Annotated in this window: 9 protein-coding genes; 5 read left to right on the top strand and 4 right to left on the bottom strand. The window is 34.2% G+C overall.

Annotated features, from left to right (window positions below; genetic code table 11):
- Positions 1-35 precede the first annotated feature (35 nt).
- Positions 36-1,376, top strand: coding sequence for a deoxyguanosinetriphosphate triphosphohydrolase (locus AAC053_RS12115; protein WP_339756960.1), 1,341 nt, complete (start codon positions 36-38; stop codon positions 1,374-1,376).
- A gap of 81 nt (positions 1,377-1,457) precedes the next feature.
- Entirely contained in the window at positions 1,458-1,628 is a 171-nt protein-coding gene (locus tag AAC053_RS12110; protein ID WP_339756956.1) for a hypothetical protein, read from the top strand.
- Here AAC053_RS12110 and AAC053_RS12105 read toward each other — a convergent pair.
- Positions 1,602-3,386: a 1-deoxy-D-xylulose-5-phosphate synthase gene (locus tag AAC053_RS12105; protein ID WP_339756953.1), complete on the bottom strand. Its 1,785-nt coding sequence runs from the start codon at positions 3,384-3,386 to the stop codon at positions 1,602-1,604. The genes AAC053_RS12110 and AAC053_RS12105 overlap by 27 nt on opposite strands.
- A gap of 75 nt (positions 3,387-3,461) precedes the next feature.
- Between AAC053_RS12105 and AAC053_RS12100 the strand changes: the two genes are divergently transcribed.
- Both AAC053_RS12100 and AAC053_RS12095 read left to right on the top strand, forming a co-directional pair.
- Entirely contained in the window at positions 3,462-3,911 is a 450-nt protein-coding gene (locus AAC053_RS12100) for a nucleoside deaminase (protein WP_339756950.1), read from the top strand.
- A gap of 23 nt (positions 3,912-3,934) precedes the next feature.
- On the top strand, positions 3,935-4,390 hold the full coding sequence (locus AAC053_RS12095; protein ID WP_339756947.1) for a protease complex subunit PrcB family protein: 456 nt from the start codon (positions 3,935-3,937) through the stop codon (positions 4,388-4,390).
- A gap of 199 nt (positions 4,391-4,589) precedes the next feature.
- Here the strand turns inward: AAC053_RS12095 and AAC053_RS12090 are convergent, their stop codons facing one another.
- Genes AAC053_RS12090 through aspS form a run of 3 tightly spaced genes read right to left on the bottom strand, consistent with a single transcriptional unit; the run spans position 4,590 to position 8,445 of the window.
- Positions 4,590-4,826, bottom strand: a complete 237-nt coding sequence (locus AAC053_RS12090; RefSeq protein ID WP_339756944.1) for a hypothetical protein — start codon at positions 4,824-4,826, stop codon at positions 4,590-4,592.
- 33 nt (positions 4,827-4,859) lie between these two features.
- A complete protein-coding gene (locus AAC053_RS12085; RefSeq protein ID WP_339756942.1) occupies positions 4,860-6,647 on the bottom strand; it encodes a chloride channel protein in 1,788 nt (595 codons plus the stop codon).
- 43 nt (positions 6,648-6,690) lie between these two features.
- Complete coding sequence (gene aspS, locus AAC053_RS12080) at positions 6,691-8,445, bottom strand: aspartate--tRNA ligase (RefSeq protein ID WP_339756939.1); 1,755 nt, start codon at positions 8,443-8,445, stop codon at positions 6,691-6,693.
- Between the two features lie 201 nt (positions 8,446-8,646).
- Here aspS and AAC053_RS12075 point away from each other — a divergent pair, with 201 nt between their 5' ends.
- Positions 8,647-11,565: a TonB-dependent receptor gene (locus AAC053_RS12075; protein WP_339756936.1), complete on the top strand. Its 2,919-nt coding sequence runs from the start codon at positions 8,647-8,649 to the stop codon at positions 11,563-11,565.
- The last annotated feature ends 151 nt before the right edge of the window (positions 11,566-11,716 follow it).

The raw sequence follows: 11,716 nt of genomic DNA, 5'->3' as shown, positions 1-11,716 counted from the left end.
AATTTATCTATCTTGCATACTCTAAGATTTAAACTATGCAGTGGGAACAATTACTCTCTTTAAAACGATTTGGCGATACCAATAAAAGACTAAGAAAAGAACAAGATGAAACCCGTTTGGGTTTTGAGGTTGATTACGACCGAATTATATTTTCATCTGAGTTTAGAGGACTTCAAGATAAAACACAAGTAGTACCATTATCTAAAACCGATTTTGTGCACACACGCTTAACACATAGTTTAGAAGTTAGTGTTGTTGGTCGCTCTTTAGGACGAAAAGTTGGGAAGTTACTTTTAGAAAAGCATCCGCATTTAGAAAATATTCATGGTTACAAAATGAATGATTTTGGCGCCATAGTCGCTGCTGCTGCTTTGGCACATGATATAGGAAATCCCCCTTTTGGTCATTCTGGAGAAAAAGCGATTGGAGCCTACTTCAAAGATGGAGATGGAACACAGTTTAAATCTCACTTAACTGATAAAGAATATCAAGATTTATGTGATTTTGAAGGTAATGCTAACGGTTTTAAAATTCTTACCGAGAGTAGAGAAGGTAGAGAAGGAGGTTTGCGATTGAGTTATGCAACCTTAGGAGCATTTATGAAGTACCCAAAAGAATCGCTTCCTAAAAAACCAACCAATCATATAGTAGATAAAAAGTATGGCTTTTTTCAAAGTGAAAAAGACATGTTCTCAGATGTTGCTTCAGAATTAGGTTTAACGAAGCGTAGCAATGATTATTTAAGTTTTCAAAGACATCCTTTGGCGTTTTTAGTTGAGGCAGCTGATGATATCTGTTATACTATAATCGATTTTGAAGATGGCATTAACCTTGGGCTTATACAAGAAGAATATGCTTTAGAGTATCTCATCAATTTAGTAAGAGGTAAAATTAAAACTAAAAATTATAACGCATTAAAAACCACCGAAGATCGTGTCAGTTATCTACGTGCGCTGGCAATTGGAACTTTAATAGATGAAGCAGCTTCTCTTTTTATGACACACGAAGAAGCAATTTTGGCTGGCGAATTTGAAACCGCCTTGTTAGACGTAAGCCAGTATAAAGCTCAGATTAAAGATATTATTGATATTAGTATAAAAAATGTTTATCGCTCTAAAGAGGTGATTAGTAAAGAAATTTCGGGTTACGAAATTTTAAATAAATTACTAAATGCTTATGGAAAAATGGCATTTAACTATTTTAAGGGCAATATGTCTAACTATGATGAGCTATTGCTAAATATATTGCCAGAAATAGTTAAGCTGTCTAATGATTCTCTATATCAGAACATTATGGCTGTTTGCCTTTATATTTCTAAATTATCGGATACCAACGCCATGTTATTGTACCAAAAGTTAAAAGGGCATATTTCATAAACATGCATTTTGTCGAATAAATTTGTTTTTTAGCGATATATTGACTTTATTTATCTCATAATCAGCCTTAAAAACCTACTTATGAGAAATAATATACTCGGAGGCTTAGTCATCTTCATGGTTGTGGTGACTTGCCTATTAATGATTGACGACATTTCAAACCCACAAGAAAAACCATCTGAAAAAGATACTGTGAAAATCGAACAGATTGAAAATAAGACGGATTTAGCGATTGTTGAGACTGAAGAGTAAATCTTCAATTTGTTTTTTTACAGATAATGCATCCAATTTTTGAAGTCGCTTCAATTGGTCTGTTGTGCCATGTTCTAAAAATTGGTCTTCAATACCAAGTGTAATTAGTGTTTGCTTATAATTATTTGTATTTGCAAAAGCTAAAACTGAAGCACCAAAACCTCCTACGATGGTGCCATCTTCTATAGTTATTACGGCTTCATAATTTTTAAAAACTTTATGCAATAATTCTTTATCAAGTGGTTTTACAAATTGCATATCATAATGTCCAATAGTATCATCTTGTTTTAAATTTGTAATTACATTCTCAATAGTTCTAGCTATTGTTCCTACAGAAAGTACCGCGATTTGAGTTCCCTCTTTTAAACAAATACCTTTTCCAATATCAATAACATTAAACGGTTGTTTCCAGTTTAAAAGATAACCTCGTCCTCTCGGATAACGAATAGCAATTGGGAAATCAATACCCAATTGAGCCGTGTACATAATATTTCGTAACGCAACAGCATCTCTTGGTGCAAAAATCACCAGATTAGGGATACAATTTAAGTAAGCCAAATCAAAAACTCCATGATGTGTTGCACCATCTTCACCAACCAAACCAGCTCTATCGAGACAGAAAATTACTGGTAAGTTTTGCAAGGCTACATCGTGTATCACTTGGTCATAAGCACGTTGTAAAAACGTGGAATAAATATTGCAAAACGGAATTAGACCTTGTGTTGCCATACCTGCAGCTAAGGTTACTGCGTGTTGCTCTGCAATACCAACATCGAAAGCACGATCTGGAATCTCTTCCATCATATATTTTAAGGAGCTACCAGTTGGCATGGCTGGTGTAATACCAATAATTTTTTTGTTTTTTAGAGCAAGTTCAACAATAGTTTCACCAAAAACATCTTGATACTTTGGAGGCAATTTAGCACTAGATTTAGCATTGAGTTCACCAGTTTTAGCATCAAACTTTCCTGGAGCATGGTATTTTACTTGGTCGAGTTCAGCTTGTTTTAAACCTTTACCTTTAGTTGTAATTACATGTAAAAACTTTGGGCCGTTAACTGATTTTAAACGCTCTAATTCTGAAATTAGCAATGGTAAATCGTGACCATCAATTGGACCAGAGTAGTCAAAATTTAAAGCTTCAAATATGTTGTCTTGTTTTTGAGTGCCTTTTTTTACGTTAGTTAAATATTGTTTTAAAGCACCCACACTTGGGTCAATACCTATGGCATTATCATTAAGGATGACTAATAAGTTAGTGTCTGTGACTCCTGCGTGGTTTAAACCTTCAAAAGCCATTCCGCTGGCAATAGAAGCATCTCCAATGACAGCAATATGAAGTTTATCTTCTCCATTGAGTTGTGAGGCAATTGCCATTCCTAAAGCTGCCGAAATTGAAGTTGAAGAATGCCCAACTCCGAAAGCATCATAATCACTTTCATCTCTTTTAGGAAAACCGCTTATACCATTAAGTTGTCGGTTAGTCTCAAAAACAGCTTTACGACCTGTTAGTATTTTATGACCATAAGCTTGGTGACCAACATCCCAAATCAATAAATCTTCAGGTGTGTTAAATACATAATGTAAAGCAATGGTTAATTCTACAACGCCTAAACTGGCACCTAAATGTCCTTCTTTTGTAGCTACAATATTAATAATGAATTCGCGTAACTCTATAGCAAGTAGAGGTAAGTCTTCTGCTTTTAGTTGACGTAAATCTTTTGGTAGGTTGATATGTTTAAGCAATGCTTTTGACATAAAGCAAATCTACGATAATTGATAATTTTAGAGTATATTAATAATAAGTATAGCTGTTTTTTTATTTTTACAACCATGATAAACCCATTTGGCGATACATACTTTATGAGAAAAGCGCTTCAGGAGGCTGAAGCTGCTTATGAAAAAGGTGAAATTCCTGTTGGTGCGGTTATCGTTGTAGAAGATAGAATTATTGCCAGAACACATAATCTCACCGAGTTGCTAAATGATGTTACTGCACATGCAGAGATGCAAGCCATTACATCTGCAGCAAATTTTTTAGGCGGAAAATATCTAGCTAAATGCACACTATATGTTACTTTAGAACCTTGCCAGATGTGCGCTGGCGCATTGTACTGGAGTCAGATTTCAAAAATAGTATATGCTGCTTCAGATGAACAACGCGGATTTGAAATTATGGGAACAAAATTACACCCTAAAACTAAATTGGTAGGTGGAGTTCTTGCTGAAGAGGCTTCAGCTTTAATGAAACGCTTTTTTATTGAGAAGCGTAATTTGAATTAGTATTTTTTAATAAAATTCTACCGATGAAGGACAAGATTTTAATTTTAGTAATGATAATGTTCGTTTTTAGCTGTAAAACCAATGTGAATGATTCTAAAATAAAAACTATAGAACCAAATGTTATCAGCAAAGGGAATCTTTATGGCTCTGGAAAAGAAGGGATTGTTGAGCAGAATTTAGTTGTTACCAACGAAAGCGATTGGAATGATCTAATGTTTTTAATGAATGCCGTAAATGATGTTACCCAAAGTTTTTCTGAAACAAAGATTGACTTTGATACGTATACTATTATAGCCGTTTTTGATAAGTTAAGAACTAGTGGAGGATACAGTATAGAACTCGAGGTCGAAACAAAATCGGACGAAATTATTGTGAATACAATGAAAACCTCACCAGAGGGCAATGCTTCGGCAGTAATGACACAACCATATTGCATTGTAAAAATCGTTAAAAGTAATTTGCCAATTGTATTTAAATAAAAATTAAAATAAGCGCATAAAAAACGCCCAACCTAATGGTTGAGCGTTGAAACTTTGTAAAATATATACTTATAGTACCTGTACGTATGCAGCTACTAATCCTTTTCTTCCTTCTTTTCGTTGGTAATGAATCCAAATCCTTTATAATCATAGTCTTTGCATTAAAAAAGCAAATAGGTGTTAGGACGATGAAATATTTTTAACGCTTTTGATTTTCACGCATTTTATCAAGATTCTCCTTTGTAAGCATGTAATCTTTTACGTCTTTTCCTTTCCAGCGGTAGTAAGAAAACAGAGGGAAAACAACTAAAAATATACCTACAACTCCAAACCCTATGAGTTTCTGTGAGTATTCTACATCTAAAATAAAACCGCAAATTATGCTGCTAAAGGAAGCTAAAAATGCTACGAATGTTATGATTTTTATAGGTTTCATATAAGAGATTTATGTAAAATGACCATACTGATATTAAGATGTAAAATTAATTAATTGCTGCCTGTAAGCCGTTAATAGTTTAGATTTTGAAATGTAACCATAATATTTACCATTTTTAATGACAGGTAAATTCCATGCGCCACTAGTTTTAAATTTAGTCATAATGATATTCATAGAATCGTCGTCATAGTTAATTATACCTGCATCGCCGTGCATTAAGCTAGCCGCATCAACTTTGTCATAAAGATCAGAATCAAACATCATATGTCTTATATCATCCAAACGAATAACTCCTAAAAAACGACCTTCATCATCAACTACAGGAAAATGATTTCGAGAGGACTTAGCTACAGCATTTTTTAAAATATGGCGTAGCTTCATTTCTGGTTTAAGAACAATAAAGTTAGTCTCAAGGACTTTATCAATATTTAAGACCATAAGTACATTTTTGTCTTTGTCGTGAGTCATTAACTCACCTCGTTCCGCCAGTTTTAAGGTGTAAATTGAATGTGAAATATAATATTTAGTAATTGAAAACGAGATGGCAGAGACTATCATTAACGGTACAAAAAGCTCATAACCTCCAGTGATTTCAGCGATTAAAAATATAGCTGTTAATGGTGCGTGTAAAACACCAGCCATTAGCCCTGTCATGCCAATTAATGTAAAATTAGATTCTGATACGTGAAAATCCAACCCCAAATTATTAATAACTTTTGCAAAGGCGTTACCTAAAGCGCTTCCCATAACAAGGGTTGGTATAAAAACGCCGCCAACACCACCAGCTCCAAAAGTAGTCGTCATTGCTATAGCTTTAAAAATAGCGATACCTATAAGCAAGCTTATAACAATCCAGATATTAGATAAATCTAAATTAAAGGGTATTGTCCCAATGGCAGACAAGTGGTCTCCTTTAAGTAAATTATTCATTATACCATAACCTTCACCATATAAAGGAGGAATGAAATATAGCATACTACCTATGGCTAAACCTCCAATTATTACACGTTTTGCGCGACTTTTAAATTGTTTAAAAAAATTGGTAATTGCAAAAAAAACCTTAGAAAAATATACAGACGCCAGACCCGTAATAAGCCCTAAGATGATAAAGAAACCAATATCAATTATTTGAAATTTATCGGTTAATTCAAAACGAAGTAAGATATCAGTTCCTAAGAAAAAATAGGAAGTTACAACAGCAGATACCGATGCCAATAAAAGTGGTATTAACGATGTAAAAGCAATGTCTAAGCTAAATATTTCTACTGCGAAAATAATAGCAGCAATAGGTGCTTTAAACATGGACGCCATTGCCCCAGCTGCTGCGCAACCAATTAATAGCATTCGTGTTTTTTGATTCATGTGAAAGAAACGTGCTGCATTAGAGCCTAGCGCAGAACCTATACTTACAGCCGGCCCTTGTAATCCAACGGATCCGCCAAAACCAGCCGTCAAAGGTGCTGTAATTAGACCTGCGTAGATGTTATACCTAGGTATAATGCCACCAAGTTTTGATATGGCATAAAGTGTAGATGAAATACCATGGCCAATATGTTTTTTTAACCAAACTTGTTTGATGATATAAACAAGAAATAACCCAATTATTGGGAAAATAAAATATAACGAATTTTGATAGTTTTTAAAAAAATCCAGTTCAAAAAGAAGCCTGATATAGTGTGTAAGGTTTTTAAGTAATACAGTGCCAATCCCTGCTAAAAACCCAACTAAAATACTTAGTATAAAAACAAATTGACGTTCAGAAATATGCTTGTATTTCCAAATTAAGAATCTGCGCAACAGACTTTTAGATTTAAAAGACATTCTATAAAATTACTAAAAAATCCTGCTTGCAGCAGGATTTTGTTTATGATTTTAAATTTAATTTTAAACTTAATTCCTCTAGTTGTTTGTCATCAATTGGTGCAGGTGCATCAATCATAACATCGCGACCCGAATTATTTTTTGGGAAGGCTATAAAATCTCTAATGGTTTCTTGTCCGCCTAAAATGGCAACCAATCTGTCTAAACCAAAAGCAAGACCTCCGTGTGGTGGTGCTCCGTATTCAAAAGCATCCATTAAAAATCCAAATTGTGCTTTAGCATCTTCTTCTGAAAAACCAAGATGCTTTAGCATTATTGCCTGAGTTGCTTTATCGTGAATTCTAATTGATCCACCACCAATTTCGTTTCCATTTAAAACTAAGTCGTAGGCGTTAGCTTTTACCTCACCAGGTTGCGAATCTAATAATTCTATTTGCCCTGGTTTTGGTGAGGTGAATGGATGGTGCATTGCATGGTAATGACCAGTTTCCTCATCTAATTCTAACAATGGAAAATCAACAACCCAAAGCGGAGCAAATACTTTTGGATCTCTTAAGCCTAAACGTTCTGCTAGTTCCATACGTAAAGCACTTAATTGTGCTCTTACTTTAGTTGCATCTCCGGATAATACACAGACTAAATCACCAGGTTTTGCACCTGTAACTTCTGCCCATTTCTTTAAATCCTCTTGATCGTAGAATTTATCTACTGAAGACTTATAACTTCCATCGTCATTACAACGCGAATAGATCATGCCTAAGGCGCCAACTTGTGGACGCTTTACCCAATCGATTAATTTGTCTATTTCTTTACGTGTGTATGTGTTTCCACCTGGCACTGCAATACCAACAACTAATTCTGCTGAATTAAAGACATTGAATTCTTTATGTTGTGCAACTTCGTTAAGTTCACCGAATTCCATACCAAATCTAATGTCTGGTTTGTCATTTCCATACAAACGCATAGCGTCATCATATAGCATTCTTGGAAATTTTTCAATCTCAATACCATTCACTTCTTTTAGTAAATGACGTGTTAAACCTTCAAACACATTTAATATATCTTCTTGCTCCACAAATGCCATTTCACAATCTATTTGCGTAAATTCTGGCTGACGGTCTGCACGTAAATCTTCATCTCTAAAACACTTTACAATCTGAAAGTATTTATCCATGCCACCAACCATAAGTAATTGCTTAAAAGTTTGTGGAGACTGTGGTAAGGCGTAAAATTCACCTTCATTCATACGAGAAGGCACTACAAAATCACGAGCACCTTCTGGAGTAGATTTAATTAAATAGGGAGTTTCAACTTCAATAAACCCGTCGCTAGACAGATAATTTCTAACTTCTTGAGTTACCTTAGCTCTGAATATTAAACTCTCTTTTACAGGATTACGACGAATATCTAAATAGCGATATTTCATACGTATATCATCACCACCATCGGTTTCGTTTTCAATAGTAAAAGGAGGAACTAAAGAAGCGTTCAATACATTTAATTCTGATACTAAAACTTCAATATCTCCCGTCGGAATGTTCGGGTTTTTTGAAGCTCGCTCAATGACAGTACCTTTAATTTGAATTACAAATTCACGTCCTAGCTTTTGAGCTTTTTCTATAATCGCTTTTGCAGTACGCTCTTCATCAAAGTATAATTGAGTTATACCATAGCGATCTCGCAGATCGATATATACCATAAACCCTTTATCTCTTACTCCTTGCACCCAACCAGAGAGTGTAACTTCTGTATTACTATGAGCGGCTCTTAATTCACCACAGTTGTGACTTCTGTACATTATATTTTATTGACTTAATAATAGTTTGCAAATTTAAGATTTATATTTTGTGTAGGAATCAATCAAAGGAAAAAACAAAAATTATATTATATATATTTTTTTAACAAAAAATATATATATAATATAATTTTTAATACTTATAAATGTAAATAATACAAATATTTGTTGTTTCTTTAGAAAAATTAATTAAACTAAAATATTATGATTAAAAATTACTTAATCCTTTTTATCCTTTTTATTGGGCTTTCAAATGTAGCTTTTACGCAAGAAGTATCGGGTAAAATATTAGATGGTGAGACATCACAGCCCTTACCTGGGGCTTCGGTTCTTATTAAGGGGAGTACTATAGGTGTCCTCTCAGATTTTGATGGAAATTATACCATCAGTGCAAATATGGGTGATATTCTGGTGTTTTCTTATGCTGGTTTTGATCCACAAGAAATAGAAGTTACAACTAACATAATTAATGTAACCTTAGCGCAAGGAGGATCTTTAGATACAGTTGTAGTTGTAGGATCTAGAAATCCTGGTAGATCTGCCATTGATACTGCAGTTGCAATTGATGTAATTAATGTTGCCGATTTAGCTAATAAATCACCTCAAACTACTATTAACGAGATATTGAATTATGTTGCACCATCTTTCACTTCTCAAACACAAACAGTATCAGACGGAACAGATCATATAGATCCTGCATCTTTAAGAGGGTTGGGACCAGATCAGGTACTGGTTTTAATCAATGGTAAAAGAAGACATAATACTGCTTTAATAAATGTTAACGGAACCGTCGGAGCAGGTAGCGTAGGTACAGATATGAATGCAATCCCTACTGCAGCAATTAAAAAAATAGAGGTATTGCGAGATGGTGCTGCGGCACAATATGGATCTGATGCTATTGCTGGTGTTATAAACATTGTCCTCAAGGAAGCTACAGGAAAGTTAGATTTAACTATCACCTCTGGAGCTAATTTTAGTGAAAATTCAAATCAATTTGAAGGAGGTAGTGATGGTGAGAAATTTAAACTTGATGCAAACTATGGCGTGCCTCTAGGTGATAAAGGGGGTTTTATTAACTTTACGGGAACTTTATCTACCAGAGAACCAGCACTTAGAAATAAAGATTATGCAGGTGATATCTTTAGAGGTTACAATGGTGCAGAAAGAGTCTTTGCTGCTAATGGTGGTAATGTTGCAGATATGACGCTTTTTGATTATCAGACTGCAGCTCAATCTCTTTCTTATTTGGATGCTGGTGTTTTGTCTCAAATTGCAGCATTAGATTTAAATCAACAAGCAGATATAGATGCTTTTAGAGGGCTTTTAGATTTTGATGCAGATGAAGATGAATTAGCGGCTAGAGGATTAACGCGTGAAGATTTTAGATTTAAAGTAGGAACTTCTAAATTAAGAGAAGGTCAATTTTTCTTTAACTCTAGTATTCCTGTTAGTGAAAATGCGGAGTTATACTCATTTGGTGGTATGTCTTACCGTAGCGGTTTAGCTTCTGGGTTTTACAGAAGACCTGCTCAAGGTGATGGTAGAGCAAATACACCAGCATTTCCAAATGGATTTTTACCAAGTATTGGTAGTGATATTGTAGATAAATCTTTATCTGTAGGTATAAGAGGGAAAGTAAATGATAATTGGGATGTAGATTTTTCTAATACATACGGAGAAAATGTATTTGGATATACTGTTGGTAATTCTAGTAATGGTACTTTAGGTACAGGCACTCAAAGATCTTTTGATGCAGGAACAATAGGGTTTTCTCAAAACACAACCAATTTAGATGCGGCACGTTTTTATGATGATATTTTTGAAGGGCTTAACGTTGCAATTGGTGCAGAATTTAAAGTAGAAAATTATTTTATCGAAGAGGGAGAGCTTAATTCATATGCTAGTTATGATATTAATGGAGATATTGTGACTGCTTCGACACCAGATGCATTACTGGTAAGAAATAATTTTACAGGTGTAGTCTTAGGTGGTGGATCTCAGGTGTTTAGAGGATTTGACCCTAATAATGCAACTAATAAGACAAGAAATAGTATGGCTGTATACGTTGATTTAGAAGCAGATTTTAGTGAAGCGTTTTATGTGAGCTTTGCAGGACGTTATGAAAATTTTTCAGACTTTGGAGGTACTATTAACGGTAAGTTAGCTGCTCGCTATAAATTAACAGATGATATAAACATTAGATCCGCAATTAATACAGGGTTTAGAGCACCATCTTTACATCAACAATTTTTTAGTAGAACAAGTACAATTTTTGAAAACAACGTGCCAAGAGAGCAAGGTACATTTACTAATGATAGCAGATTAGCAGATTTATTAGGTATTAATGAATTAAAAGAAGAAACATCAACAAGTTTTAGTTTAGGTTTTACGGGCAAAATTCCTGATTTAAACCTTACATTTAGTATAGATGGCTATTTAATTAATATAGATGATCGTATTGTTTATAGCGGGAATTTTGGCCCAGGTTCAAATCCTGAAATTCAAGCAATATTTGATGCAGCAGGAGCAAATTCTGCTCGTTTCTTTGTAAATGCGATAGACACAAAAACTAAAGGATTAGATGTAGTAATAAGCCATAATGCGAGCCTAAGTGAAGAATTAAAACTAACATCAGACTTGGCTGCAAATTTTACTGAAACAGAAGTCGATGCATTAAATGTGCCTGCTGCTGTTGCTGCTGCTGGCCAAACAGGTAGCTTTTTTGATGCTCAGGAAGAAGCATTTTTAACACGTGCAATTCCTAGAACTAAAGCAAGTTTATCTAATAACCTAGCCTATAAAAGCTGGAATTTTTTATTAAGAAACACTTTTTTTGGTGAAGTGGAAGATCCAGATGATTTTGCTGGAACTCCTAGAGTTGACCAACATACTGTATCCGCTGATGCTGTTTATGGGAGTAAGCTGGTTACAGATTTAACACTGACTTATGAGTTTACTGATAATGTGAATGTTACTATAGGTGCAAATAACTTATTTGATGTATATCCTGATGAGAATAGGTCCGGAGGAACTTCTGGAGATCAATTTGTTTACTCAAGAAGAACATCTCAATTTGGGTATTCAGGGCGCTATTTATTTGCAAGAATGAATTTTAAATTATAATAAAGCAAGTAATAATTTATAAAAAGCCTCAACAATTGTTGAGGCTTTTCTCGCTATTAATCAAACCTTTCTATAACTAGATAAAGATTTTATTAAAAATTAATCTATTTTTTATCCGTATTAAAAACTTCTTGAAGAATTACCTCTTCAG

It is taken from the genome of uncultured Winogradskyella sp. (genome assembly GCF_963975125.1).
In the GTDB taxonomy this organism is placed as follows: Bacteria; Bacteroidota; Bacteroidia; order Flavobacteriales; family Flavobacteriaceae; genus Winogradskyella.
Note: the sequence above shows the minus strand (reverse complement) of the source record. Positions and strands in the feature narration are given on the sequence as shown.

Bases quoted from the DNA above. Each gene is read 5' to 3' on its own strand.
- aspS (WP_339756939.1), bottom strand. From the start codon at position 8,445: ATGTACAGAAGTCACAACTGTGGTGAATTAAGAGCCGCTCATAGTAAT.
- AAC053_RS12110 (WP_339756956.1), top strand. From the start codon at position 1,458: ATGAGAAATAATATACTCGGAGGCTTAGTCATCTTCATGGTTGTGGTG.
- AAC053_RS12095 (WP_339756947.1), top strand. From the start codon at position 3,935: ATGAAGGACAAGATTTTAATTTTAGTAATGATAATGTTCGTTTTTAGC.
- AAC053_RS12090 (WP_339756944.1), bottom strand. From the start codon at position 4,826: ATGAAACCTATAAAAATCATAACATTCGTAGCATTTTTAGCTTCCTTT.
- AAC053_RS12105 (WP_339756953.1), bottom strand. From the start codon at position 3,386: ATGTCAAAAGCATTGCTTAAACATATCAACCTACCAAAAGATTTACGT.
- AAC053_RS12100 (WP_339756950.1), top strand. From the start codon at position 3,462: ATGATAAACCCATTTGGCGATACATACTTTATGAGAAAAGCGCTTCAG.
- AAC053_RS12075 (WP_339756936.1), top strand. From the start codon at position 8,647: ATGATTAAAAATTACTTAATCCTTTTTATCCTTTTTATTGGGCTTTCA.
- AAC053_RS12085 (WP_339756942.1), bottom strand. From the start codon at position 6,647: ATGTCTTTTAAATCTAAAAGTCTGTTGCGCAGATTCTTAATTTGGAAA.
- AAC053_RS12115 (WP_339756960.1), top strand. From the start codon at position 36: ATGCAGTGGGAACAATTACTCTCTTTAAAACGATTTGGCGATACCAAT.